The sequence below is a fragment of the Cellulomonas soli genome (genome assembly GCF_052036975.1).
Classification (GTDB): Bacteria; Actinomycetota; Actinomycetes; order Actinomycetales; family Cellulomonadaceae; genus Cellulomonas; species Cellulomonas soli_A.
Genome location: NZ_JBQIAR010000004.1, coordinates 159194 through 182721, shown reverse-complemented (window position 1 = coordinate 182721; position 23528 = coordinate 159194). Strand labels below are relative to the sequence as shown.

38 protein-coding genes are annotated in these 23528 nt (G+C 71.2%); 10 read left to right on the top strand and 28 right to left on the bottom strand.

Translation table 11 applies throughout. The annotated features are described in order from the left end of the window. Positions 1–7: 7 nt before the first annotated feature. Positions 8–1021, top strand: coding sequence for an endonuclease/exonuclease/phosphatase family protein (locus ACTHAM_RS06310; RefSeq protein WP_440685478.1), 1014 nt, complete (start codon positions 8–10; stop codon positions 1019–1021). A 12-nt stretch (positions 1022–1033) separates the two neighbouring features. Here the strand turns inward: ACTHAM_RS06310 and ACTHAM_RS06305 are convergent, their stop codons facing one another. Then, a complete protein-coding gene (locus ACTHAM_RS06305; protein WP_440685476.1) occupies positions 1034–1234 on the bottom strand; it encodes an SPOR domain-containing protein in 201 nt (66 codons plus the stop codon). 94 nt (positions 1235–1328) lie between these two features. Between ACTHAM_RS06305 and map the strand changes: the two genes are divergently transcribed. The 4 genes from map to ACTHAM_RS06285 are packed head-to-tail and all read left to right on the top strand — an operon-like array spanning position 1329 to position 4239. Beyond that, positions 1329–2201 carry a type I methionyl aminopeptidase gene (gene map / locus ACTHAM_RS06300; RefSeq protein WP_440685474.1) on the top strand — a complete coding sequence of 291 codons (873 nt, stop codon included), beginning with the start codon at positions 1329–1331 and terminating at the stop codon, positions 2199–2201. Continuing rightward, entirely contained in the window at positions 2198–2986 is a 789-nt protein-coding gene (ppgK, locus tag ACTHAM_RS06295) for a polyphosphate--glucose phosphotransferase (RefSeq protein ID WP_440685472.1), read from the top strand. Before map ends, ppgK begins: the two co-directional genes overlap by 4 nt. 18 nt (positions 2987–3004) lie before the next feature. Further along, positions 3005–3802 (top strand): MBL fold metallo-hydrolase, encoded by a 798-nt coding sequence (locus ACTHAM_RS06290; RefSeq protein ID WP_440685470.1) that lies wholly within the window; start codon positions 3005–3007, stop codon positions 3800–3802. Further along, positions 3799–4239 (top strand): DUF6191 domain-containing protein, encoded by a 441-nt coding sequence (locus ACTHAM_RS06285; RefSeq protein ID WP_440685468.1) that lies wholly within the window; start codon positions 3799–3801, stop codon positions 4237–4239. The genes ACTHAM_RS06290 and ACTHAM_RS06285 overlap by 4 nt, the downstream gene beginning before the upstream one ends. Here the strand turns inward: ACTHAM_RS06285 and ACTHAM_RS06280 are convergent. After that, positions 4143–4589, bottom strand: coding sequence for a VOC family protein (locus ACTHAM_RS06280; protein ID WP_440685466.1), 447 nt, complete (start codon positions 4587–4589; stop codon positions 4143–4145). The two genes, ACTHAM_RS06285 and ACTHAM_RS06280, sit on opposite strands and share 97 nt — an antisense overlap. A gap of 106 nt (positions 4590–4695) precedes the next feature. Beyond that, positions 4696–5367, bottom strand: coding sequence for an AIM24 family protein (locus ACTHAM_RS06275; protein WP_440685464.1), 672 nt, complete (start codon positions 5365–5367; stop codon positions 4696–4698). Between the two features lie 276 nt (positions 5368–5643). On the opposite strand from ACTHAM_RS06275, the gene ACTHAM_RS06270 reads away from it, so the two are divergent. Beyond that, the gene (locus tag ACTHAM_RS06270; protein ID WP_440685463.1) at positions 5644–6030 is read left to right on the top strand and encodes a hypothetical protein; all 387 of its coding nucleotides are present in this window, start codon (positions 5644–5646) and stop codon (positions 6028–6030) included. 223 nt (positions 6031–6253) lie between these two features. Here ACTHAM_RS06270 and ACTHAM_RS06265 read toward each other — a convergent pair whose 3' ends face one another. The 16 genes from ACTHAM_RS06265 to ACTHAM_RS06190 all read right to left on the bottom strand — a co-directional run bounded on the left by ACTHAM_RS06265 (position 6254) and on the right by ACTHAM_RS06190 (position 16915). Continuing rightward, positions 6254–6463, bottom strand: a complete 210-nt coding sequence (locus tag ACTHAM_RS06265) for a hypothetical protein (protein ID WP_440685461.1) — start codon at positions 6461–6463, stop codon at positions 6254–6256. Next, entirely contained in the window at positions 6460–6654 is a 195-nt protein-coding gene (locus ACTHAM_RS06260; protein WP_440685459.1) for a hypothetical protein, read from the bottom strand. Before ACTHAM_RS06260 ends, ACTHAM_RS06265 begins: the two co-directional genes overlap by 4 nt. A 1-nt stretch (position 6655) precedes the next feature. Beyond that, on the bottom strand, positions 6656–7255 hold the full coding sequence (locus tag ACTHAM_RS06255) for a M15 family metallopeptidase (protein WP_440685457.1): 600 nt from the start codon (positions 7253–7255) through the stop codon (positions 6656–6658). Beyond that, positions 7252–7782 (bottom strand): hypothetical protein, encoded by a 531-nt coding sequence (locus ACTHAM_RS06250; RefSeq protein ID WP_440685455.1) that lies wholly within the window; start codon positions 7780–7782, stop codon positions 7252–7254. The genes ACTHAM_RS06255 and ACTHAM_RS06250 overlap by 4 nt, the downstream gene beginning before the upstream one ends. A gap of 3 nt (positions 7783–7785) precedes the next feature. Beyond that, positions 7786–8916: a hypothetical protein gene (locus ACTHAM_RS06245; protein ID WP_440685453.1), complete on the bottom strand. Its 1131-nt coding sequence runs from the start codon at positions 8914–8916 to the stop codon at positions 7786–7788. Between the two features lies 1 nt (position 8917). Then, the gene (locus tag ACTHAM_RS06240; protein WP_440685451.1) at positions 8918–9271 is read right to left on the bottom strand and encodes a hypothetical protein; all 354 of its coding nucleotides are present in this window, start codon (positions 9269–9271) and stop codon (positions 8918–8920) included. 1 nt (position 9272) lies between these two features. Next, positions 9273–10397 carry a hypothetical protein gene (locus tag ACTHAM_RS06235; protein ID WP_440685449.1) on the bottom strand — a complete coding sequence of 375 codons (1125 nt, stop codon included), beginning with the start codon at positions 10395–10397 and terminating at the stop codon, positions 9273–9275. Between the two features lies 1 nt (position 10398). Further along, a complete protein-coding gene (locus ACTHAM_RS06230) occupies positions 10399–10911 on the bottom strand; it encodes a hypothetical protein (protein WP_440685447.1) in 513 nt (170 codons plus the stop codon). 13 nt (positions 10912–10924) lie between these two features. Next, complete coding sequence (locus ACTHAM_RS06225) at positions 10925–11368, bottom strand: hypothetical protein (protein ID WP_440685445.1); 444 nt, start codon at positions 11366–11368, stop codon at positions 10925–10927. A gap of 2 nt (positions 11369–11370) precedes the next feature. Continuing rightward, positions 11371–11748, bottom strand: a complete 378-nt coding sequence (locus tag ACTHAM_RS06220; RefSeq protein WP_440685443.1) for a hypothetical protein — start codon at positions 11746–11748, stop codon at positions 11371–11373. Beyond that, positions 11745–12101: a hypothetical protein gene (locus ACTHAM_RS06215; RefSeq protein WP_440685442.1), complete on the bottom strand. Its 357-nt coding sequence runs from the start codon at positions 12099–12101 to the stop codon at positions 11745–11747. Before ACTHAM_RS06215 ends, ACTHAM_RS06220 begins: the two co-directional genes overlap by 4 nt. A gap of 66 nt (positions 12102–12167) precedes the next feature. Next, the gene (locus tag ACTHAM_RS06210) at positions 12168–12326 is read right to left on the bottom strand and encodes a hypothetical protein (RefSeq protein ID WP_440685440.1); all 159 of its coding nucleotides are present in this window, start codon (positions 12324–12326) and stop codon (positions 12168–12170) included. Then, the gene (locus ACTHAM_RS06205; RefSeq protein WP_440685438.1) at positions 12326–13984 is read right to left on the bottom strand and encodes a phage major capsid protein; all 1659 of its coding nucleotides are present in this window, start codon (positions 13982–13984) and stop codon (positions 12326–12328) included. Before ACTHAM_RS06205 ends, ACTHAM_RS06210 begins: the two co-directional genes overlap by 1 nt. 2 nt (positions 13985–13986) lie before the next feature. Further along, positions 13987–15060 (bottom strand): phage portal protein, encoded by a 1074-nt coding sequence (locus ACTHAM_RS06200; RefSeq protein ID WP_440685436.1) that lies wholly within the window; start codon positions 15058–15060, stop codon positions 13987–13989. 62 nt (positions 15061–15122) lie between these two features. Continuing rightward, positions 15123–16646 carry a hypothetical protein gene (locus ACTHAM_RS06195; protein ID WP_440685434.1) on the bottom strand — a complete coding sequence of 508 codons (1524 nt, stop codon included), beginning with the start codon at positions 16644–16646 and terminating at the stop codon, positions 15123–15125. Positions 16647–16720: 74 nt separating this feature from the next. Then, positions 16721–16915 carry a helix-turn-helix domain-containing protein gene (locus ACTHAM_RS06190; RefSeq protein WP_440685432.1) on the bottom strand — a complete coding sequence of 65 codons (195 nt, stop codon included), beginning with the start codon at positions 16913–16915 and terminating at the stop codon, positions 16721–16723. Between the two features lie 69 nt (positions 16916–16984). On the opposite strand from ACTHAM_RS06190, the gene ACTHAM_RS06185 reads away from it, so the two are divergent. Next, positions 16985–17143: a hypothetical protein gene (locus tag ACTHAM_RS06185; RefSeq protein WP_440685430.1), complete on the top strand. Its 159-nt coding sequence runs from the start codon at positions 16985–16987 to the stop codon at positions 17141–17143. On the opposite strand, the gene ACTHAM_RS06180 is transcribed toward ACTHAM_RS06185, so the two are convergent. Beyond that, a complete protein-coding gene (locus ACTHAM_RS06180) occupies positions 17140–17427 on the bottom strand; it encodes an HNH endonuclease (protein ID WP_440685428.1) in 288 nt (95 codons plus the stop codon). The two genes, ACTHAM_RS06185 and ACTHAM_RS06180, sit on opposite strands and share 4 nt — an antisense overlap. Positions 17428–17447: 20 nt before the next feature. On the opposite strand from ACTHAM_RS06180, the gene ACTHAM_RS06175 reads away from it, so the two are divergent. After that, entirely contained in the window at positions 17448–17657 is a 210-nt protein-coding gene (locus tag ACTHAM_RS06175) for a helix-turn-helix domain-containing protein (protein ID WP_440685426.1), read from the top strand. Here the strand turns inward: ACTHAM_RS06175 and ACTHAM_RS06170 are convergent. From ACTHAM_RS06170 to ACTHAM_RS06140, 7 genes are read right to left on the bottom strand one after another with little or no spacing between them, the layout of a single operon-like run. Continuing rightward, positions 17654–18016 (bottom strand): hypothetical protein, encoded by a 363-nt coding sequence (locus ACTHAM_RS06170; RefSeq protein WP_440685425.1) that lies wholly within the window; start codon positions 18014–18016, stop codon positions 17654–17656. The two genes, ACTHAM_RS06175 and ACTHAM_RS06170, sit on opposite strands and share 4 nt — an antisense overlap. After that, positions 18013–18726, bottom strand: coding sequence for a hypothetical protein (locus ACTHAM_RS06165; protein WP_440685423.1), 714 nt, complete (start codon positions 18724–18726; stop codon positions 18013–18015). The genes ACTHAM_RS06170 and ACTHAM_RS06165 overlap by 4 nt, the downstream gene beginning before the upstream one ends. After that, positions 18723–19043, bottom strand: coding sequence for a hypothetical protein (locus ACTHAM_RS06160; RefSeq protein WP_440685421.1), 321 nt, complete (start codon positions 19041–19043; stop codon positions 18723–18725). Before ACTHAM_RS06160 ends, ACTHAM_RS06165 begins: the two co-directional genes overlap by 4 nt. Then, complete coding sequence (locus ACTHAM_RS06155; RefSeq protein WP_440685419.1) at positions 19040–19384, bottom strand: hypothetical protein; 345 nt, start codon at positions 19382–19384, stop codon at positions 19040–19042. The genes ACTHAM_RS06160 and ACTHAM_RS06155 overlap by 4 nt, the downstream gene beginning before the upstream one ends. Beyond that, positions 19381–19602 carry a hypothetical protein gene (locus ACTHAM_RS06150; RefSeq protein WP_440685417.1) on the bottom strand — a complete coding sequence of 74 codons (222 nt, stop codon included), beginning with the start codon at positions 19600–19602 and terminating at the stop codon, positions 19381–19383. Before ACTHAM_RS06150 ends, ACTHAM_RS06155 begins: the two co-directional genes overlap by 4 nt. Continuing rightward, positions 19599–20387, bottom strand: a complete 789-nt coding sequence (locus tag ACTHAM_RS06145; protein WP_440685415.1) for a hypothetical protein — start codon at positions 20385–20387, stop codon at positions 19599–19601. Before ACTHAM_RS06145 ends, ACTHAM_RS06150 begins: the two co-directional genes overlap by 4 nt. Further along, positions 20384–20581: a helix-turn-helix domain-containing protein gene (locus tag ACTHAM_RS06140; protein ID WP_440685413.1), complete on the bottom strand. Its 198-nt coding sequence runs from the start codon at positions 20579–20581 to the stop codon at positions 20384–20386. Before ACTHAM_RS06140 ends, ACTHAM_RS06145 begins: the two co-directional genes overlap by 4 nt. 87 nt (positions 20582–20668) lie before the next feature. Here ACTHAM_RS06140 and ACTHAM_RS06135 point away from each other — a divergent pair, with 87 nt between their 5' ends. Beyond that, entirely contained in the window at positions 20669–21274 is a 606-nt protein-coding gene (locus ACTHAM_RS06135; RefSeq protein WP_440685411.1) for a helix-turn-helix domain-containing protein, read from the top strand. Then, positions 21249–22349 (top strand): tyrosine-type recombinase/integrase, encoded by a 1101-nt coding sequence (locus ACTHAM_RS06130; RefSeq protein WP_440685409.1) that lies wholly within the window; start codon positions 21249–21251, stop codon positions 22347–22349. Before ACTHAM_RS06135 ends, ACTHAM_RS06130 begins: the two co-directional genes overlap by 26 nt. A gap of 136 nt (positions 22350–22485) precedes the next feature. Here the strand turns inward: ACTHAM_RS06130 and ACTHAM_RS06125 are convergent, their stop codons facing one another. Continuing rightward, entirely contained in the window at positions 22486–23484 is a 999-nt protein-coding gene (locus ACTHAM_RS06125) for a tyrosine-type recombinase/integrase (protein ID WP_440685407.1), read from the bottom strand. Positions 23485–23528 lie beyond the last annotated feature (44 nt).

Genomic DNA, 23528 nt, shown 5'->3' with positions numbered 1-23528 from the left:
TCGAACGGTGAGCACCGGGCGGCCGGGGCCGGTCGCCTGCACCGTCGCCGCTGTGCTGGGTGTGGCTCTCGGCTGGCTGGCCCTCGGCCTGACGTCCGGGTTGTTCGGCCCCGCCCAGCTGGTAGCCCTGCGGGGCGTGCTGGCGTGCGGGGCGGGCGTGGTGGCCCTGATCGCCACGGTGGTCGCCTGGCGCGCGGCTCCGGCACACCGGCCGGGGGCGGCGCTGGTCGCCACGGTCGCGCTCCTGGGTGCCCTCGCGCAGGTGGGCGTGCTCGCCGTGCGCAGCGTGCCCACGGGTGCTGCGGCGAGCGGCGGCGCGACGGGCACCGCGACGGACGGCGGCCTCGTCGTCCTCGCCTTCAACACGCTCGACGCGGTGGGCGCCGAGACGCTGGCCGCACTGGTCGTCGAGCAGGGCGCTGATGTGGCGGTGCTGCCGGAGACCTCGGCCGCGACCGCGACGACGACCGCGGAGCTGCTCGCCCAGCAGGGGTACCCGATGCAGGTCCTCACGCACGACGCCGCACCTGCCGGGATCGCGGGCACCGCCCTGCTGGTCTCCCCCGGGGTCGGCACCTACAGCCAGGTCGACCCTCTGCCGACCGCGCTCGGGTCGTTCGTCGCGCCCGGCGCCGGGTCGCCGTCGACCCCGACCCTGGTCGCAGCGCACCCGGCGCCACCGATCGTGCCGTCCTCGATGAGCCGGTGGCGCACGGACGGCGAGCTCGTCGCGGCGACGTGCCGGGCCACCCCTGGCGCGGTGGTCGCCGGTGACCTCAACGCGACGGTCGACCACCCGCAGCTGCGTGACCTGGGCCCGTGCCTCGACGTGGCGCGCGCGGTGGGCGCCGGCGCACGGGGCACGTGGCCTGCCTCGGCACCAACCCTGCTGGCCGCGCCGATCGACCATGTGCTGGTCGACGGACGCGTCTGGCGGCCCGTGTCGTTCGCCGTGCTGCCCGCCACCGGTGGCAGCGACCACCGGCCCGTCGTGGCGCACCTGGTCCGCCGCAGCACCTGAGAACCGGCCGGTTCAGCGCGAGCGCTCGTCCTCCTGGTCCCAGTCCTGCGTGCGTCGCACGGCCTTCTCGAGGGCGCGCTGGGCGTCCTCACGTGTGGGGTAGGGGCCCATCAGGTGCGACCAGTCGCTGTGCCGACCGACCTCGACCTGCCGGGTCTGCGTGTTGAACCAGTACTGCTCGTGGAACCCGTGCTGCTCGGACTCGTCGCTCATCCTCGTCCCCTCTGCGTCGTCCGGGTACCCGCCTGCACCCGGCACCGGAGGCTGCGCCCGGGCGGCAGGACCCTCAGTCCGTAGACTGCCAGGCATGTCGACCGTGCACGCGCCCCGAGCCGCTCTCACCCCCGGGCGGGTCTCACCGCAGCGGTCCGTCCCGGCCTCGATCGCCCGGCCGGAGTACGTCGGACGGCCAGGACCCAGCCCGTACACCGGTCCTGACGTGCTCGACGAGGGCACGATCGAGCGGATCCGCGTCGCGGCCCGCATCGCGGCGCAGGCGCTCGAGGAGGTCGGCCGGCACGTCGCACCGGGGGTGACCACCGACGAGCTGGACCGGATCGGCCACGAGTACCTGCTGGACCACGGCGCGTACCCCTCGACCCTGGGCTACCGGGGCTTCGCCAAGTCGCTGTGCACCTCGCTCAACGAGGTCATCTGCCACGGCATCCCCGACTCGACCGTGATCCAGGACGGCGACATCGTCAACGTCGACATCACCGCGTACATCGCCGGGGTGCACGGCGACAACAACGCGACGTTCCTGGCCGGCGAGGTCGACGAGGAGTCCCGGCTGCTGGTCGAACGCACGCAGGAAGCCCTCCGGCGGGCCATCAAGGCGGTGCTGCCGGGCCGGGAGATCAACGTGATCGGTCGCGTCATCGAGAAGTACGCGGCACGTTTCGGCTACGGCGTGGTGCGCGACTACACCGGCCACGGCGTGGGCCCGGCGTTCCACACCGGTCTGGTCGTCCCGCACTACGACGCGGCACCCGCGTACGACACCGTCATCGAACCGGGCATGGTCTTCACCATCGAACCGATGCTGAACCTCGGCACACCGGACTGGGTCATGTGGGACGACGACTGGACGGTGCTGACCGCCGACGGCCGCCGCAGCGCGCAGTTCGAGCACACCTTGCTCGTCACCGACACCGGAGCGGAGATCCTGACACTGCCATGAACAAGCATGCGAAGGCCGACAAGCACGCCCGCGAGCAGGCGTTCGGCATCGACATCGGCGGCTCGGGCATCAAGGGTGCCCCGGTCGACCTGCGCACCGGTGAGTTCTCCGCGGACCGGCTGCGCATCCCCACACCGCAGCCCGCCACGCCCGGCGCGGTCGCCGACACCGTCGCGCAGATCGTCGACTCGTTCGGGCTGGACCACGACGTCCCGATCGGTGTGACGTTCCCCGCCGTGATCCTGCACGGGGTGGCGCAGTCGGCGGCGAACGTCGACCAGTCGTGGATCGGCACGAACGTGGAGAAGGCGGTGCACGCCACGACCGATCGCACGGTCCTGGCGGTCAACGACGCCGACGCGGCCGGGTACGCCGAGGTGCTGTACGGCGCCGCACGCGACGTGCGGGGCGTGGTGCTCGTCGTCACGCTCGGCACGGGCATCGGTTCGGCACTCGTCGTCGACGGGGTGCTGGTGCCCAACACCGAGCTGGGGCACCTGGAGATCGACGGCCACGACGCCGAGAGCCGGGCCGCCGAGAGCGTGCGCGACCGTGAGGGCCTGGACTGGGGGCAGTGGGCCGCCCGCCTGCAGCGGTACTTCTCGGTCGTGGAGAACCTGTTCTGGCCGGACCTCATCGTGGTCGGCGGCGGGGTGAGCAAGGACCACGCGAAGTTCCTGCCGCTGCTCGACCTGCGCACACCCATCGTCCCGGCGGGGCTGCGGAACGCCGCCGGGATCGTCGGCGCCGCGGCGTTGGCGGCCCGCGGGACCCGGCTCGACTGACGCCCCACCCTCCGCGCGATGAGTCGTCACCTGACGCCCGTGGCCCCGGGCGTGTGGGTCGCGACGGCCGACCGCTGGCGCACCTCGACGACCCTTGTCGTGGCCGATGACGGCGCCTGCCTGCTCGTCGACCCGGCGCTGTCGCCCGCGGAGCTGGAGGCGCTGGCCGACGAGATCGCCGCACGCGGCTGGCGGGTGACAGCGGCGGCGGCGACCCACGCGCACTGGGACCACGTGCTGTGGTCGCCCCGGTTCGGCGACGCGCCCCGGTGGGCGAGCCCGCGCACGGTCGAGCAGGTCCACGCCCACCTGCCGGCACTGGTGGCGCAGGCCGAGGCCGAGCACGTCGGCCACGGGTCCACCGTGACGCCCGGCCTGCGGGCACTCCCCGACGACCGTGTGCCGTGGGCGGGTCCCCTGGTGCTCGCCGTCGAGCACGACGCGCACGCGGCCGGTCACCTCGCACTGCTCGTGCCCGACGCGGGCGTGCTGCTGGTCGGCGACATGCTCTCCGACACCGAGGTGCCGCTGCTCGACGTCGAGGCCGCCGACCCGTTGGGCGACTACCGGGACGGGCTCGACCGGCTGGCGCGCACCTGCGACCGGGCCGGCGTGCACGTGCTGGTTCCCGGTCACGGCTCGGTGGCGTGCGACGTGCCCGCGATCAGCGCCCGGCTCGACGCGGACCGCGCCTACCTGAGGGCGCTCACGACCGCCGTGGAGACGCACGGGACCGTCGGTGAGGCGCCGGACCCACGCCTGGCCGACCCGTGGCTCGCCCGCCAGCACGCCGACCAGGTCGCGGCGCTGCGATGAGCGGCGAGGCGTGGATCGTGACGGTCGTGCTGGTCGTGCTGGCGGTGATCGGCCTCGACCGACTCGTCGCCTCCGGGCGGTTCGACCGGCGCACCAGCCGCCGCGCGGGCCCGAGCGGCGGCACGTCCGCGGCGACCGGTGCGTTCGGGGACCTCGTCGAGATCTTCCAGCCCAACCGCGTGCACCTCACCGAGGAGCTCGAACGGCAGCGTCTCGAGACCGACCAGGTCGGCGACTCGGCGCCGCCGATCGACCTGGACAGCGGTGTCGTGCACCTCCCGGCGCGGACCGTCTCCCCTCGGCCCGACGAGGACGGCCCCGGAGGGGTCGACGGGTCCGGTCAGATCCCGGCCCCGGGCTCCACCACGGACTCGCCGACCGACGCCGGAGCGGACGAGGCGAAGCCCACCACGAACCCGCCAGGGGCGAGCACGTAGGCGACGGTGTCGCCCCACGGCTTGAGCGCCGCCGGGGCCAGCACGGTCGCCCCGAGCCGTGCGGCCCGCTCCGCCGCCTCCGCCACGTCGTGCGCGGCGAGGTACACCTCGGCAGGCATGAGGGAACCGTCGGCCAGCCCCGCAGCCGCGACGCCGAGGTTCTCGGCGAACGCCTCGCGGCTGTACAGGCCCAGGCGTGTGCCGGAGGGCGAACGCATCTCGTGGTAGACCGGCGCGTCGTCCGTGAGCACCCAGCCGGTCAGCTCGGTCCAGAACCGCACCGCGGCGGCGAGGTCGTCGACGGCGACGATGATGAGCGCGAGGTCCAGGTCGGAACGGCGAGGGGGCATCCGTGCACGCTAGAGCCGCAGCAACACCCCCACCGGGACCAAGGTCCCGAGCGCGCGGGGGCTCCCGCCGGACCGACGACGACCGGTCCCGGCGGGAGCGCCCGGCTCAGCCCTGCGTGGGAATCGGGTGCCCCTCGGAGGCCTGGACCACGACGACACCCTGCCCCTGCAGACCCAGCTGGTAGGCCTCACCGGACCCTCGCCCGATCATGGCGCCCAGGCGGACCGTCTTGCGGACCGTGGACTGCAGCGACGTGGACCACAGGACCGCGCTCTGCATGTCGACGAACGTCGGCACGTCGACATTGAGCACCACGGGCGTGCCGTACGTGGTCACGGCCAGGACGCCATGGCCGCTGAACGTCGTGTTGAACAGCCCTCCGCTGAGCATCGAGGCACCGTCGACCCGGTTGATGTCCCACGTCAGCGTGCTCCCGAACGCCAGCACGTTGCGGCCGCTGACCGTGACGGACTCGCCCTCGAGCTCGAGCAGGAAGATCTCGTCGGCGTCCTTGGCCAGGAACACGTCGCCGCTGCCGGAGACCTTCATCAACGACATGCCCTCGCCGGTCAGGGCCTTCTTGAGCAGCTTGGCCATGCCACCGGCACCCTCGTACGCGAAGTCGACGTCACCCTGGTAGGCGACCATCGAGCCCTGCAACGCATAGAAGAAGCCGCCGGTGCCCGCCAGGTCGACCTTGAGCATGCGGGAGTTCTGGAGCACGAAGCTGCCCGGCTGACCGGCACGTTCGGCGTTGTGGAAGAGATCGCTGCGCATGGTCAGAGCCTAGGTGGCGGACCGCACGCGGAATGCCAGGTCCGCGCCCGCCGTCTGCGCGGGCAGCCGCGGGGGGAAGGGCGGATGAGTCAGTCGATACGCCGGGTTACGTTGAAGGGCTTGACGGCTGGCGACGGCTGATGGTGGCAGGCGCCGAATCGACGCGCTGACCTGCACAAACGCGTGACGGTGGCTGATGGCTCGTGATGGCCCCTGGTGGGTCTCCTGCGGACTTCCTGCGGACTGAAGGCCCGGCGCCCGTCGGTGGCCCGTGCCATGCTCGGCACCATGCACAGGACACGGGGGGCCGGCGTCGCGCTGCCGGTGATGCTGCTCGTCGGATGCTCGAGCGCGACGAGCGTCTCTGCACCGACGACGCCCGCGCCGAGTCCCGAGGCGCTCTTCGTCGAGGCGGTGAGCGAGGATCTCGGCAAGGACGTCTCGCCGCTCTACGACGAGACCGTCGAGCAGGGCACATGGGCGTGCGAACAGCTCGACACGGACGACCTGCTGATGGACGGCGCGGTCGCGTCGTACAACGCGTACCGGGATGGCGACGCAGCCACGGCCGACGCGATCTGGCCGAACGCCGTCGCGTACCTCTGCCCCGACATGGCGGCGAACTTCGACACCGTCGTCGAACTGGCCGACACGCTCGGCTAGCGGTGCATTCTGTAGGCACGCTCGCTACACGCCGAGCCTGCTTATGCCCCTCGAGATCTCGCCAGCGAGACCGGCGTGCCATCTGGAATGGAGCCCGGGGTCTCCGACAACCGCTCCACACTTGGAGCAGATCTCCTGGGCTGGTGTGACTGCGGACGCGTCACTCATGTGGGACCCCCCTGGTGTGGTGAGCAACGCTGCTCACCTTCGGAAGGTACCGCGTTCAGCCGTTCAGCACCCTCTCCCCCACGAGCCCGATGAACGCACCAAGGGCCGCGGCTGCGCCGGCCGCCTGCCACACCCGCTGCTCGAGCGCGCGGATGCGCCGCTCGTGGTCGTCGATCCGCGTCGGCACGCCTGCGACGTCGCCCTTGAGTTCCTGGACGGCGTCGTAGACCTCGCGCAGCGTGATGATGGCGGGCTCCGGGGTCACGTCGTCCTCGTGGGCCGGTAGCCGAACGCGAGCGCCGATGCGGCGCCGGCGAGTGGCGCCATGACGGCGGCGGCGACGGGCTGGCCGGCGGCGAGCAGGGCGGGGCCGACGCCGATGCCGAGCACGACGGCGAGGGCGTAGCACCACGTGCGCACGCGGGCGGGGATGGCGGGTGCTGGCTGCTCGTCCACGTCAGATCTCCTTCCCGAGCCAGGCGATGCGGGACACGACCTGCACGTCGGGCGTGCCCTTGAGCGCGCCCGTGCGGATCTTGTACTGGATGTCCGCCAGCTCGACGGGGTCCTTCACGTGGCGGCGGGTGATGCCGTCACCGACCCAGACCCTGGGGTCTCCGTCCTGTCGGGCGAGCATGAGCATGTGGTCGTCCTCCTCCTGGGTGGCCATCGCGGGCGCCGCGATGGTGGGTGGTGCGTCGGTCAGATGCCGGTCCCTGCTGGCCTGGTACTCGAAGTGCCACAGCTCGCCAGGCACGATGCCGCCGATCCAGCCGTAGTCGGCACCGTGGGCGGTCATCCACTCGCGGGGGCCACGGGCGGGCAGGTCGAGGGCGGTGCCGCGCTCGTGCCGTGAGGTGCCCGGGACAGCCACGGACTCGGTGCGGCGTCCGGCGAGCAGGTCGGCGTACAGGTCCTCCTGCTCGGCGCGGGTGCGACCGGCCGAGGTGATCCCGGCCGGGCACCCGGCGGCCCGTGCACGTGCGTAGGACGCAGCTGCGCCCGGCGCGAGCCACGCGCCCGGCGCGACCGTGACCACCACGGCGGGGGCGATCACTTGAGCCTCGTGGCGGTGAGCCAGGCGGCGGGTGCACCCGCGACGCCGGTGCCGTTGAACTTCAGCGAGCTGCCTCCGTTGCGGTAGGCCTTGACGCGGATCGCGGTGTTGGCGACCACGGTGAGCACGACAGGGCGGGTGTCGGCGGGGATGCCGATGGTGGTCGACGTGACGCCGCCGGCGCCGCGCGAGTCGGCCACCTCCGCGCCGCTGGTCTGGTTCCACAGCCCGGCACAGGCCCAGTCGGCCGCGGTGCCGTTGATGAGGGTGGCGCCGCCCTGCACGAGCCATGTGCCCGCCGTCAGGACGACCTCGACGTCGGCGTGGACGACGTCGGCACTGACCGCCCCCGTCTGGTCCAAGCTGCTCTTGTCGCTCAGCACGGTGCCGAGGGCGGTGCGCGAGGCCCGCAGCGACGCGACGACGTCCCGGACGCTCGTGGCGAGCAAGTTGAACAGGGTGGGCGCCGGGGCGGCCGAGTCGGCGGCCGTGTACATCCACGTGCCGCTGGTGGGGTCGAGGGGCATCGGTCAGGCCTCCGTGGTCGAGCGGGTGGTGATCGTGATGGTGTCGGCGGGCACGTCCAGCTCGACGCGTGCGGCGACGGTGTCCATGGCAGGCAGCGACGGGGCGCCGGTGACCAGCCCGACGCCGGGCCGGATCGTCGGGTCAGCCGGTGCGGTGATCGTCAGGACCCGCTCACGGGCGCTGCTCAGCGCCAGACGCTGCGCCAGCTCGTCGGTGGACGGCATCGGCAGGGCCGCGCCGGCCTGCCCGTAGTCGACCTCGACGTACTGCACGCGGGCGCCCGCCGGGATGGGGTCCGGGTAGTGCCGGGTGTCGACGATGGAGATCCCGTCGTCGTTGATGCCGCGCCCTGTCCACACGATGGCGTCGTGCCAGTCGCCGTCGCGGTCGATCGAGTCCGTGCACGAGGTGACGCGGGGCAGGGCCACGCTCGCGGTCGGTGCCACGTCGGCGACGGTGCACCGCCAGGTGCGCGTCTCGTCGCACCACAGGCGCAGACCGAGCGGGGTGACCTGCGCGACCAGGAAGTCCCACACCGACTGCGTCAGCTCGACCTCGGCCGCGGCCATCGACACGAACGGGGCGGCGGCAGCCAAGTCGTGCGCGGTGACGGTGATCGAGGCGGCGGCGAGGACGGCCAGGATGCGCGTCGGCAGGGCCTCCACCGGGCGCGACATGACGATGCGGGCGTCCTGCGCGAGCAGCTCGTCGGAGGCCGCACGGACGCTGATGGTCGCGGCGGCGTAGTCGATCGTGCGCTCACGCACCCCGAGGTCCGCCGTCAGCGTGTCCGGCGGCCACCACCCGGCATCCCACGGCGCACCCCACAGGACCGTCAGGTCTGCCAGCGTGTAGCTCACCCACTCGGCGGACAGGTCCGCCAGCGTCATGCCCTCCCACGCCTCGGACAGGTCGCCCAGGGTCAGCCCGCCGTGCCAGCGGCGCGAGACCTCCACGAGCACCCGGGCACCCGTGCGCGGGTCGAGGGCGGCTGCCCGCTCCGGGGTGTACGGGATGGTGAGCTGCGCGGCCACGTGCGGCGCCCAACCCTCGTCGAGCACGACCCTCGTCGAGCCGCACGGGACGCTCTCACCGGCGACGTAGGCGGTGGCGGTCAGCATCGAGACCGGCACGTCACACCTCCGTGACCGTGACGTCGACAGCCCACCCGGCACCGTCGTCGCTCAGCGACGACTCATCCACGTCACCGGTCACCAGCGCCGTCATCGACAGGCCCGGACGCTCCGGCACTGCCACGACCCACGCGCCACCAGGCACAGCGAGCGCGGCAGCAGCGGCCAGCGCCGACGTGTGGTCGGTCCACAGCGTGCGCAGGGTGCCCGTGCGCGGACCGGCCGGGCGCACCGTCACCTCGACCTCGTCCGTGCCCAGCAGGTCATGCACGACCGAGCGCGACGGACGCGACAGGGACCAGCCGAGCACGTCCACCGGGGTCAGCACCGTCGCCCCGCGCGTCATCGTGGCCACGTCAGATCACCGCCGGCTGACCGGGGCGAGCCATGACTCCGACACGCACAGTGCGCGGCTTGGCCAGCTCACGGTCCAGTTCGCGCGTGTCGGCGGTGACGACTACCGAGGCGGCCAGCGGGCTCTGCGCCCGGCGCTGGAACTCCTCGACCTTGAGCACACCCTCACCCGTCTCGGCGTTGATCTTGGTGTTGACGGTCCCCGGCACGCCCTCGACGGCGCGCGTGTACCCGTCAACACGGTTGGCCGCCGAGTCGTAGTTGTCGCCGAGTTTCTCCAGGTCGTCGATCCATCGGGACACCTCGGCCTGCCGCTTCGTGGCCGAGTCGACTTGCTCCTGGTCCATCGAGAACGTCGCCTGGAACGCGTCCTCGGACGCCTTCTTCACCCGGGCAAGGGCGTCGACCCGGGCATCCTGGTCGCCGGCGAACGCTCGGGCGAGCTGCGCTTCGTCGATGCCGGTGTCCTTGGCCATCTGGCGCAGGTCGGACAGCTTCACGGCGGCGTCATCGGCGCCCGAGTAGATCTTGGCGAGCTGGTCGTTGATGAACTGGTCCGACAGCGCCGAGGCGCCCGACTCAACCATGTCGGAGAACATGTCCTCGACCCGCTGCTTCGTGGCCGCGGCGTTCTCCTGGATCGAGGACCACAGCACGCCGATCCCAGCCGCGGCGGCCAGACCGGCGGCAGCGCCCGCAGGTCCGAACCCGGCGAACGCGTTCGCGGCGACCTCCTGGAACGCCCCGGCGATCGAGTCGGCCGACCCATCGAACGACGCCGCCGCCTCCTTGGCGGTGCTCTCGGCCTCGTCGCCGAACTCCTTCACGCCGTCCTCGGCCTGCCGCGTGCCCCTCTTGACGTTGTCGCCGAGGGCGTCGCCGGTGCGCTTGGACCGATCAGCCACGTCCTCGAGCGCGTCGCGGAACTTCCGCTCGAGCTTCTTGGCGACCTCCTGGGCGTCGTCGCCGATGCCGTCGAGTTCCTGCCCGGTGCGTTGCCCGGCCTTCTGCGCGGCCCGGGTCATGCCGTCGAGGCTGTCGACCGTCTGGTCGAAGCCCTTCTCCATGGCCTCGTTGCCGCGCACGACCTCCCGCACGTCGGAGATGAACGAGATCTTGAACGCCATCTCAGCGGCTCCCTTCTGCTGCGGACATGACCTTGGACACCACGAGCTTCACGAGCAGCGAGGCGACCCGGGGGGCGGCAGACCTCACCGCGGGGTACAGCACGCGGCCCTTGCGGTACCGGGGCGGCAGGCCGCGCATCGTGCGGCGCTCCACCTGGTGGCGCCCGCCGTTCTTCGACTTGCGCGCGTATCGGGAGTACGTGTCCTTGTTGTCGGTGCCGAACTCCCAGGCGGCCCAGGAGCGGTCGGGCACGAGGCGCCTGCCGCGGCCGATGGGGCGCCGGGACCCGGCCGCGATGGCCACCGGCGGGTTCCCGGCGGCGACCCGCACGTTCGACCCGAGGATGGCCGTGTCGAGGCTCGTGCGGGTCTTGCCGGCGACCTCTCCGCGCCAGATGTCGTTGCCCTGCTGGCGGAGCGCGGCGTTGATGTCGGAGCGGACCTCACGGCTGACGCGCTTGAGCGCGATCGAGGCAGCCCGCAGCTCGGGCTGTCCCTTCGCGCTCAGCACCACGTCCCGGCTCCGCTCAGACCGCGGGGACTCGGGTCGGCTTGCCGGTCAGGCCGATCGTCACGGAGAACGGCGCCACGGCGTTCACGGCGCCGCCGACCTGCGTCGGGGTCAGGATCGCGATCCCCTCGAACGAGGGACCCTCGCCCGCGATGGGGCGCAGCAGGTACGGGCGGCGCTCGCCCTCGTGGTCGAAGAGCAGCTCGGCCAGAGAGCCGCCGGTCAGCCAGTCCTGGGCTCCCGCGGCGGTCATCGTCCACGTAGCGGTGGACTGGTCGGTGAAGGTGTTCCCGCCGAGCCCCGTCCAGGCCGTGCCGGAGGACGAGGGCGTCAGGGTCACCTGGTCGACGGCCTGCCGGTAGTCGGTGTCCGTCGCCGGAGCGACCGCGGTCTCGCCCTCTGCGCCGAAGATGAGTTCGACGTTCTTCATCACGAACGGGTTGATGGTCTTGACGGGCATGGTCACTCCTCCGGTGCGGCGGTGAACACGCGGCGGACGGTGATCGTCCACGCGTGGTAGGTCTTCTCGTCGTTGGTGGTGCGCTCGGCGGACTCCACCGACAGCCACGTCAGCGGCCACAGGACGGCCAGCACGGCCATGAGCGCGTCGTCGAGGTCGTCGTCGGCTTGCCGCACGTCCTGCCTCGGGGTGAGCACCTCGATCGTCTGGTCGAGCCGGTACGCCGATCCCAGGCCCTCCTGCGGGGCGATCCGCGAGGACCACACCGCGACGGTGCGCTTCTCGACCCGGGTCGGGGTGTCGGGGTAGCCGACGATCAGCCACTCCCCCGCCGGCAGCCCGGCGGTGAGTGCGGCGACGAGGTCCTCGCGCAGGTTCACAGGACCATCCCCAGGCGCTTGGGCCGCAGGAGGTTCTTCACGGTCCAGTCCATCGGGAAGACGGTGACCCCGAACGAGCCCTCGCCCTGCTGGTCGTTCGGCCCGGAGACCGCCCCGTTGTAGAGGGCGCGGGCTTGCATGATCTGCGCCAGTCGCAGCCGGTCCGGCACCGGGTCCGGGACGACGGGCACGAGCTCGCCGGTGAGGGCGTCGCGAGCGTGCGGCAGGAAGGCGAGGCACTGGTCGTAGGCCGAGGACAGGTAGCGGGCGAGCACGGCGTCGTCGGACGGGGCATCGCGCCACTCGGTGGCGACGTCGATCACCTCGGGGTCCACCCAGCCGATCAGTGCCATGCCGCCCTTCCTTCCTGTGGTGCACCCGGGGCCGCGGCGTCTCGCTCACGGCCCCGGGTGGCGGGGTCAGTCCTGCTCGGTGGGCTTGGCCGGCGCCTTCGGCTTCGGCAGCGCCTTCTTCACCTCGTCGAGCGGGGCGGCCACGAGCTTGGCGATCTGCTCGGGGGTGTCGCCCTGGGCGGCGAGGATCTGCGCGTTGGTGCGCTGGGTGTCGGTCAGGGCCATCACGGCACCAGGTCCGCCACGACGACGCCGTTCACGGACGCCGGGGTGCGGTCCTGCAGGGACGTGTAGCCGAAGACGGCCAGGTCCCGCCCACCGTTGGCGACGTGCTCGGCCTCGACGCGCACCGGGGTGCCGCCGCCGAACTCCTTGAACACGACCGTGCTGCCGTCACCGACGAGCACCTTGCCCAGCGCGCTGGCGCGACCGGAGGGACGGACCTGGAAGCCGTCGAGGCTGCCCTCCTCCAGACCCAGGGCCATCGTGAGGAACTTCAGGCCCTTCTGCTCGAGCGTGAACAGCAGGCTGCGGTACAGGTCCTTGCCGACGATCGCGAACGTCGGGTTGAGGTCGTCGCCGACGAGGGTGAGGGCCCCGTCGATCAGCGCGGCGAGCCCGGCGTCGACCCCGGCCGGCACCGCGCCGGGCACGAACGGAGTGGCGATCGTGCCGAACAGGTCGTCGTGCACGTCGAGGTCGGTCTCCTTGCGGTAGGACTCGACCTGCGCCTCGACGAAGGCGCGGATGACGTCGGAGTCGCCGAAGTCGATGTAGCGGCGGTCCAGGTCGGCGCCGTGCGCCCACCGCTCGGTCACGTAGTCGATCGGAGTGGCCGTCATGCCGCCGGTCGGGATCGCGGCCTTGTTGCCGCTGTACTTCTGCACCAGGGGCTTGGTGCCGAAGTGGAAGCCCTTCTGCCGGTAGGAGGTCAGCGGCGCCGACGCGACCAGGGGGATCCACTTGCGCTGGTAGGGGACGCTCGACCAGACCTCACCGAGCCACTCCGGCGCGGCGGTGATCTCGCCGAGGCCGTCGCCGTCGTTGTCGCCGTCGTCGTGCACGACGTCCGCGAGCGCGGCCAGCAGCTTGGGCTGCCCGCCGGACTTGAACGAGGACGCCAGGAGTCGGAAGACCTCCTCGGCGCTCTGCGTCTTCTTGTCCCCGCCGTTGTGCGGGGCCTGGACCCCGGCACCCGAGACGGCCGAGGCGGTCAGGCTGTTGCCCATGTCGTTGCCCTCCTGTGCCGACTGCTCGGCGTTGTCGGTGGTCTCGCCCGCCTTGGGCGCGACCTCGGTCTTGTGCTGGCTGGTCGACTTCACGACGTAGGTCACGCCGTTGATCACGAGTTCCTCGGTCGACTCCGAGGACGACTCGGTCGGCTTGAGGTACCCCGGGAAGTCCTCGGGCAGGTCGCCGGTGTCGGCCGCGAGCAGGGTCGCGCCGGGGAACGCGGGACGAACGACGGCGCCGACGGCGGACAGCAGGCCGCCGAGGAGGCGCCCCGCGCGGATGACCGGGTTGTCGACCTCGACGGACGCCGAGGCGCGCAGCTCGACGCCGACCGGGGCGCCCGCCTTGGCGCGGGCGGCCTCGTCGAGCAGGGAGTCGCCGGCGGGGCCCTCGTCGACCCGGAACGAGGCGATGAGCGCGTCGGGGCCCCACTCCAGCGAGGTGGCCGATGCCAGGATGCGGTCGTCGATGTGCCGGTCGTTGAGCTTGACCATCGACGGGTCGTCCGGGAGCGTCAGGCAGCCGCGCGAGGCGGTCAGCCGCCCGAGGCTCGTCGCGTTGCCCGTGCCGTAGGGCAGGATCTTGTAGGTGAGCGTCCGGTCGTCGGCGGACGCGCGCAGCAGCTCGGCGCCGACCTGCATCGTGGTCATGGTCAGTCCTCCAGTGCCGGGCCCGTGCCGGCGTCGGGTGTGGTGAGCGCGGACAGGTCGAACGCGGCGTACTGCCCGGCGGGCAGGACGTCGTCCTGAGACAGCGCCTCCTCGATGGGCAGCGCCCAGGTACGCAACGTGATGTCGTAGTAGGCGCTGCGACCGATCGCGTTGTTCTCGTAGTCGATGGAGGACCCGTTGACCTGCGAGGCGTCGAGCATCGAGGCGGGCATGTTGAAGAACCGGGCCACGTCGAGGGACACCGCGTTGCGGCCCTGCACGAACAGCTCCAGGCCCTTGTCGCCGTGGGTGACGACCTCCAGCCCGGGCGGGGTGACCATCACGACGCCGTCGGGGTCCTGGCGGGCTGCGATGTACGTGGCGCGGGCATCGCGGGCCTCGTCCTCGGTCGGGGCGGCGTCGATGTCGGTGTAGCGCAGCTCGACGATGGGAGTCGGGTTCTTCACCCGCGACATCCACATGCGCTCGAGGTCGCGCGCCGCGCGGATCGTCTCGGCACCGATCGTCAGCAGGCCCTCGGACGGGCCGGGGATCAGCACGTAGCCGTCGTCAGGGACCGTGAAGTCCTGGCCCGTGCGGTCGGTGACGATCACGCGGCCCTGGTCGATCTTCCAGCGGGCCGGATCGACCCTGTAGGCGTCCAGGATCGGCCGCCGGCCAGAGGTGTCGGCCGCGCCGCGGTCCAGGACCCACAGCGACCAGCCGAAGAAGATGCAGTCGTCGATCGTCCACAGCGCGCGCAGCCGCGGCGGGAAGTACCGCGAGCGCGTCAGCCAGGTCGGCTGCTCGGGCAGCGGGTCGGTCCCCCGGTAGGCCTTCATGGGCTGACGGGCGAGGACCCCGCAGACGAGGTTGCGGGCCCGGGCGATGGCGGGGACGGACATGGCTTCCGCGCGGGTCACGGGCTGGACCTTCGCGCGGAACACGTCGTCGAGGACGACGGCCTGGCTCAGGGTGCTCTCGCCTGCGAACGGGGATGCCAACGCCCGAGAGGGCTGGAGGGTGGCGAAGCGCTCGGCCTGCTCGACCGTGCGCCACCACGAGAAGATCCCCACGTGGGGAATTCTACATGACAGATCCGACATCCGTGTCAGATCGATACTGACGGCGTGTCACATCAGGCGACGAGGGTCATCGATCGCCGCTCGCCCTGCTTGTCGTACTGCCACAGCGCCAGGACGCACGCCACGAGCGGGTTGATCGCCGCGGCACTGTGGTCGCGCACGCCGAACGCGCGGCCGGAGCGCCCCGCCTCGCGCCACGTCGTGTTCTCCACGGCGAGGTCGAGGTCGACCTGACCCTCGAAGTGCACGAGCCGGCCGTCGCGCAGCTCGGACATGAACCGCTGCGTCGCCGCGATCTGCACGGCGATCGACAGCGGCACCTGACGGGGCTTGGGCTTCATCCGGTCCAGCGCCGCCGCCGGGTCGAGGTTCGCCCCGATCTGGTCGTAGGCGATCGGGCACTGCGGGTGGGTCTTGCTCGCCCGGTGCGCGGTGTTCGCCAGCCACGAGGTGCCCGGCCGGTGGTCGGCCAGCTCGACCACGGCACGCCCGTCCGGCAGGCGCCAGGCGTAGGCGATCGAGGACGACGTCGAGTCGCGCGCCACGTTGAACGCGATGCCCACCCGCTCGGGGCGCTTGAGCACGTCCGATGCGCACGACGCCCACTTCTCCGGGTCGATGGCACGCGAGTCGCTGGAGAACGGGAAGCGACACAGGTACTCCATCTCGAACTGGGCGACCTGCATCTTGGTGAAGCGCTGGCGCATCTTCGCGATCGTCGTCAGCGTCCCGATGCCCGGGTGCACCCGCCGCAGCACGTCCTCGTTCAGCACGACCACCGTGCCGTCGGCGAGCTTCTTGCGCGCCCACTCGGTCGGCAGATCCGCGCCCTCGTCGATCGCGGCCTGCTCGTCGATCACGACGTCCTCGTCGTCGCGCACCGAGTAGTCGACGATCCCCGTCCCCGGCTCCCCCGCGCGACCCTCCTGCAACGTGTCCCAGAACAGGCCCGCCCGCTCCTTGGCCGGCGTGCCCGCGATGATCGCCTGACCCATCGGGCGCGTGTCCAGCAGCGGCAGCGCGCCGGACAGCAGGTCCTCGGACTTCGCCAGGTCCAGCTCGCCGGCCTCGTCGAAGAACAGCACGTCGGCCGCTTCACCGCGGATCGCCGACGCGACCGGCGGCGCCGTAACCAGCCGCGACCCGTTGGTGAACTCGATGCGCTCGTCACCGTTGCCCCAGTACAGCAGGCCCAGCAACTCACCCTCGTCGTCGCCCGGCTTCTGCGTGGCGTCCCGGAACCCGTGCCCCCGCAGCCGTCGCATCTGGTCCTTGAGCCGGTCGCGCGCTCGCGTGCCGTCCTGCGCGGTCGCCAGGACCACGGTGCCCGGACGATCGAGGCACCGCCCGATCAGCACCTCCCAGATGCCGGTCGTCTTGGCCGACCGCCGCGGCTGCAGCACCACCACGATCGGGTACAGCGGCAGCTCATCCTCGTCGCGCGCCTCGAGCACCCCACCCAACAGCCGGTTCTGCTCGTGCACGTCGAACTGCAGCACGCGGGCGCCGGTCTCCAGGACCGAGAGGTCCGTGCCCGGCGGGATCGCGCTCAGGTACGTCGGATTTGCTGACACCACGTACCCATTCTGTCAGATACGGACGGACGGAGAGAGACGCGAAGGGGCCGACGGGCAGGAGCTTCCGGCGGACCCTAAACACCCCAGTCGGGCAGGCGTTGCGCCATGTCGTCGAGGTCCTGGCGGCGGAACCGCTTCATCCCGTCGAAGTCCACCGGGATCACCAGGCCGCGCGCCTGCAGGTCATCGAGCTTGCGCGGTGAGATCGCGAGGTACTCCGCGGCATCCTCGCGGCGCAGTAGGGCTGGCGGGTAGTTGGCGTGAGTCATGCCCCGAGTGTGGCGCGCGTCATCTTGGCGGCGTCGCCAACATGATCGCCGCGGTCTACCGTCGGACACATGGAGATGCGCAACGGCGTGTGGACCAGCCAAACGCGAGCGGACGACGCCCGCGACATCGAACGCTGGGCACGCAAGATCATCGAGCGCACGAACGATGCCGAGGTGAAGCAGCTCGCGGAGCGCATCAAGCGGTCAGCGCGGGACCTGCAGGACTAGACCCCGCGCAGTCCCCGGTCTCGTCCGTCAGGCACTGGTGCTCGTCTCGCGTTGGTGATGGCGGCTCCGAGCTTCCCGCCTGCTGAGGTATTGCACCGCTCGTGCTCGGGCCACTGGTTGCTGACGCTGTCCCCGCCACCGAGCACACGGTCCTGCACGTGCCCGACGTGCCACCGGCTGTCTGCGTAGACGGGGCGTCCGCAGCGACGGCACGGGAGCGGGAGGCGGGCCCGCCAGTAGGCCCTGGCGTTGGTTACCTTCCTCCCGCCCCATGCGGCGCTCACTCGGTGACACCCTTGCGACCGTGAAGGACAGACCCATCGAACGCAGGTCGTACACGCTCGTCGAGGCGGCAACCGCCACAGGGGTGTCGGCAGCCACTCTGAGGCGCGCGATCCACACGAGCGACTACCGCTACTTCCCGCCGCCGCTCCGAGCCAAGCTTGCCGGGAGGAAGTACCTGATTCTGGTGAAGGACCTGGACGCTTGGCTTGAGAGTCTGCCTGACGCCTAGCACCATCCCTCCACCGGCGCCGACCACTCGGTGCCGTACAGCACGTTCGTGATCCGCTGGTTGGCGGCGATGTCCTGCATGAGGACCTCGATGTCGTGAGCGTCCTCCGGCGCCATCTTCCGCATCGCCTCGCCGAACGGGATGTCGTCGCCGATGCCGTACTGGCCGAGGATCATCTGCGCGAGCTTCCCGTCGGTGGCGATCTCCCTGTAGAGGCGCTGCGCTCCCTTGGCGTCCTCCACCGCTCGTGCCCGGTCTTCGGGGGTGAGGCTCAGGTAGAGGTCGCACTGCACCTCGGAGAGCGGCTGCCCGCCGGCCACGAGGAGCAGGACTTGGTGGACGTCGTGTCTGCGACTCATGCTGTCTGCCTCCTGCTGGCGATGATGGTGTTCCGAATGGCGATGGGGTGTGACCCGCTCCCCCACATGCCCAGTGCGGTGCTTCGCTCGTACTCGTCGATGCTGAGGTCTTCCTCGAGCCAGGCTTCCAGCTCGTCGTAGTCGTCGATCGCGTCAAGCCAGGACGTCGGCGTCTGGGTCTGCTGCTGCCACGGATCGTCATCATCGGCGACCGGCTCGCTGGCGAGTTGGTCCCGCTGGACTTGGACAGCGGAATGATGATGCATGCCCCTGATAGAAGTACTTCCTGATGGGGGTGTAGCCGCTACCCCCCTTCCCTGGTCGTCGATTACCCCCCTTCGGTCGTCGATTACCCCCCTTCCAGGACTCGGCGGGAAGTCGTCAAGGGGTGCACCGGCTACACCCCTTGTGGACAACGGGACGGCGAGCGCGTAGACGTTCGCACGCCCCTTCCCGTACTGGTTCCCGCCGGCCTCAACGAGCCGGAGCCAGCCCTTGACCATGAGCGAGAACACAGCCTTCTTGGCGGTCTTCTCGGTGATGCACGAGTCGGCGACGATGCGCGCCCATCCGGGGTGGGCGTTGCTCAGCGACTTGTCCGTGTAGCTGCAGATCGTCATGAGGATGCGGTACTCGGTGTTGGTGATGTCGGCGCCCCGGAGCCGCTTCTGCCACTGCAGCTTCGTCAGCGCCGGGGCGCCGTCGCTCACGAGTCGGGCTCCTCCGCCGAGTAGAGGCCGCACTCGGGGCAGTAGCGACCGTTGGCCACCGTGTCGTGGCAGCGGGCGCACATCTGCCGGATGACCTCGGCGGTCGAGCACTCGGGCTTGTGCCACTCGCGCACGATCACGTCGCCGTCCACGATGTCGACGTGCGCCGACCAGTGGAAGCACTCGCGGCACTCGGAGATCGTCATGCCGTGCGCCAGGTACTCGACGCACCGCATCGCGGCACCCTTGGGTGGCGTCGGCGCGATCTGGTCCTCGGTCAGGGGCTCCCACCACACGGTCACCTGGTCGTCGCTCATGCTGCTGCTCCCTGCGTCTCGGACGGGATCGGCCGAAGGAGGATGCGGACGCGTGCGGGCTTGCCCGCGTTGCCGGCGTGCCCACCCATCGGGACCCACTCCTCGGTGTCGCGCAGGTACCCCTGCGCGGTCCAGGACGAGACGGCCGCGCCGATGCTCGGGGGCGAGACCCACTCGGGCAGGTCGTCACGGAACCACGCGATGTGGACCCGCCCGCCGTTGCGCTGCGCGCACAGGGTGATGGCCTGACGCACGGCCTCCCGGGCGTCGCGGCGCGAGGGGCGCCAGTCGGTGTGCACGACGTCCAGGACACCCTGGTCCCACGGGCGCGCGGCGCTCATCGGGTGGCCCCGATCGTCGGTGCGACGAGCCTGCCGAAGTTGTCGGTCGTCGCCTTCGAGTAGTCGATCGTCGCCTCGTTGATGACGGCCTCCGCGTTCTCCTCCGGCGCCTGGCACGTCGGGCACAGGAAGGCGACGACGACGCCCTTCGCGAACACGGCGTTCCACTCCCCACGCCCGCGGTACTTGCGCTTGCAGCGCTGGCAGCGGGGGGTCACCGGGCTTCCTCGAAGTCGCCGTCGGGCTCACCGAGCGAGATCGCGGCGTCGAGGGCGTCGCGGAGCGCGCGCGCCTCGGAGATCGACATCTCGGCCAGGTCCTCCGTGCGCATCGCCTGCTCGCCGCGGACCTTGCGCGTGAGCTTCAGGCCGATGGTGCGCGTCCTGCTGAAGCGGGAGTTGCCCCGCTCGCCGAGGGTGACGTCGAATCCTGAGGTCGCGATGACGTGGTCGATCCGGGCCGTAACGTTGGCGTACAGCGGCACGCGGATGGGCTCCGAGGTGTGGTCCGGGAAGCCGACGCCCACCGTGTGATCCCCATCGGCCTCGCACCACGCGGGGCACGGGGTGTCGACGCGCGGGTCCGGCGAGCCGATCGGCAGCACCATCGAGCGGTGCGCCGCGGCCAGCGCGTTGAACCGGGCCAAGTTGGGCTCGACGTACTTCTCGGGCAGACGGACCTTCCGCATCGGCTCCTCGATGCTCAGATGCCCGACCGCGGTGCGCGCAACCCACTGCGCGTCGCGGGTGTGGTCGGCGCCGTCGAAGCGCCAGGAGCCGTCGAGCTCCTTCGTCCAGCAGCCGAGGTCGTCGTGGGCCGTCGAGGCGACGGGCGCGGACTCCAGCGCCGTGATCGCCTCGGTGAAGTCGAGCTGCTCGACGTTGTCGGTCGAGATCTGTACCGTGGGGCTCATCTCGTTCTCCTGCTCAGGGGTTGGGATCACGCCCTCGACCGGCTGCAACCGGTGCGGGGGCTTCTTCGTGTTCGGGGTCAGCGTGGTCACGCCGCGTCCCCGGGGTTGCTGGCCTCGTACTGCTCCTGCAGCCAGGCCTCGACGTCGGCGCGGCGGTACATCACCCGGCGGCCGTACTTGGCGGACCGGGGGCCCTCGCCCGCACCGCGCGCTCGGTAGTATCGGAGCGTGTTGACCGGGACACGGGTCTCGGCTGCAACCTCCTCGGTGGTCATCAGGTCCATGCTGCCTCCTCTGGCATCTGTTGCTCCCTGCGGCACTTAGCCTGCACCCTGTCGTCACATGCCGTCAAGGGCAGTAGCATGCCGTCCATGGCAACAACCACACCTGACCCTGTCGACGCCTCGGTTGGTGCATGGGTCCGACGGTTCCGCGAGGGTCGCGGGCTCACTCAGCGTCAGCTCGCAGAACGCCTGGCAGATAGCGGCTGGGAGATCGCAACCACGGGCATCACCAAGATCGAGAAGGGTTCTCGGTCGCTCCGGGTTTCCGAGGTCGCGCGCATCGCCGCCGCCCTAGGCGTCGAGCCGGCCGATCTGATGCATGTGCGCACGTCGGACTTCAAGAGTCAGATGCAGAGAAGCGTCACGAACGCACTGGATGCACGGCGCGCGCTCCGAGCCATGGCTGCCAACGTCACCTCGATGAATGCCTTCCTCCAACGGCCCGGTGCGCGCGAACTGGCAGCGGGACACGGCCTGTCGGGAACCGACCTCACCGACATCATCGACTTGATCGCGCAGCTGGTGGTTGAAGCGGATCAGGACGATCCGCTTCAGGTCTGGGGACCATCGGTCGCCGACGTCCGTCGGGCGGCGGACGGTTGCCGCGACTTGATCTCTCGCGTGGTCGAGGGTCTGGTGAGCACGTCCGCGTTCGAGAGGGATCACGATGGCGAGCATCCAGAAGCGCCCTGACGGCCGGTGGCGGGCCCGGTACCGCGACGACGCGGGCAAGGAGCACGCCCGGCACTTCGCCCGGAAGGTCGACGGCCAGCGGTGGCTGGACGAGGTCACGGCCTCGGTCGTCACGGGGCAGTACGTGGACCCGAAGGCCGGGAAGATCACGCTGCAGGCCTACGCCGAGCACTGGCGCGAGATCCAGGCACACCGGCCCTCGACCCGCGACCAGGTGCGCCGGCAGTTCACGCTGCACGTGTACCCGACCTTGGGCACCAAGCCGCTGTCGACGATCCGCCCGTCGGACCTCAAGGGCTTGGTGGCGAACCTGTCGAAGACGCTAGCGCCGGCGACGGTGACGGTGATCTACCGGCACCTGTCGGCGGTCTTCAAGGCGGCGGTCGCGGACCGGCGCATCGCGACGTCGCCGTGCGTCGGCGTGTCGATCCCGAAGCCACCGAAGCCGCGCGTCGTGCCGGTCGAGACGGCCAAGGTGCACGAACTCGTCGCAGCGTTCCCGGAGCGGTTCCGGGCGATGGTGACCCTGGCCGCGGGGACCGGCATGCGGTACTCGGAGGTCGCCGGCCTCACGGTCGACCGCGTCGACTTCTTGCGCCGCAAGGTGAGCGTGGATCGGCAGCTGGTGACGCTGCCCGGCGTCGTCGAGCTGGGACCGCCCAAGACGGCGTCGTCGGTGCGCGTGGTCCCGCTGCCGAAGGTGGTCGTGGACGCGCTCGCGGCACACCTGGCGGCGTTCCCGGCCGAGCCTGGCGGGTACGTGTTCACCACGCCGTCAGGGCGCCCTGTGCGGCGCTCGGACTTCGGCGAGGTGTGGCGGCCCGCGGTGCGCGCGGTGGGGCTCGAGGGCTTCGTCTTCCACGGGCTGCGGCACTACTACGCGTCGCTGCTCATCCGGCACGGGGCGTCCGTGAAGACGGTGCAGGACCGCCTCGGGCACAAGTCCGCGGTCGAGACGCTGGACACCTACAGCCACCTGTGGCCTGACTCGGATGACCAGACCCGGGAGGCCGTCGACCTCGAACTCGGTGAGGTTCCTGCGGACTCCCTGCGGACTGGCGACGGTGCGCCGTAGCGTCCTTGCAGGTCAGAGCCCTGAGGGCGGATGAGTCAGTCGATACGCCGGGTATCGAACTTTGGGCCTTTGACCTGCACGTTCGCCCCGCTGGGGGCTCCCTGGGGGCTCTGAGCCTGGGCCGACTGCCCCGGGGTCACGACTCCGGCAGGACGATCACGCCGTCGGTCGCGTCGCGCATCCGCTCGTCGTCGTCCACCCACAGATGAGCGTAGGTCCGCAGGGTCTCGGTCGCGTCCTTGTGACCGAGCCGGTGCGCGACCGCCACCGGTGAGTGGCCGCCGGCGATCAGCAGCGAGGCGTGGAAGTGTCGCAGCTCGTGCCATCCGGTGCCGTCCTCGTCGCCGACGCCGGACACCGCGGCGGCCTTGTTCCACCTCTGCCACGCGACCTTGTGCGTCACGCACCCGCCGGTCGGGCTCTTGAGCACGGTCCCCTCGCCGCGCTCCCCGAGTGCGTCCAGCGTCGACTTCCCGATGAGGATGGACCGCACGGACCACTTCGTCTTCAGCGGACCCCACGCCGGCCGACCCGCCATGGCGTCGCGTGTCAGCTGCCGGTCGATGCTCAGCACCGCCCCGCCGTCGACCTCCCGCACCCGGTCCCACGTCAGCCCGCGCAGCTCGCCCGACCGCATGCCCGTCGCGGCCGCGAGTACGAACATCGGCCGCCAGAACGCCGGTGCCGCCAACATCAGGGCCTGCACCTGCCCGGTGGTCATCGGGACGACCGGCAGCAGGGCCACCCTCGGCAGGTTGATCCCCTGACACGGGGTCGCCGCCATCCGGCGCTCGCGCACCGCCAGCGTGCAGATCCCTGCCAGGTAGACGTAGGCGACCCGCACCGTGCTCGCGGCCAGCTCGCTCGACCACGACGTCACCGCACTCTGCACTGTCGCCCGGTCCAGACGGGACAGCCGGACACCGCCCAGGCTCGGCAGGATCGTCAGGTCCAGGCGTCGGCGGATCACCGCCAGCGTCGTCGACCGCTGGTGCACCTGCTCCTCGAACCAACGCTCAGCGACCTCCTCGAACCGCACAGCGCTCGCGGCCGGTGAGACGTAGGCACCGGTGCGCTGGTCGACGCCGACCTTCTCGAGGTGCGCGGTAGCGGCGTCCTTGGTGTCGAAGGCCATCTTGCGACGCGCGCCGTTGGCTTCGTGCCATACGGCGAGCCACC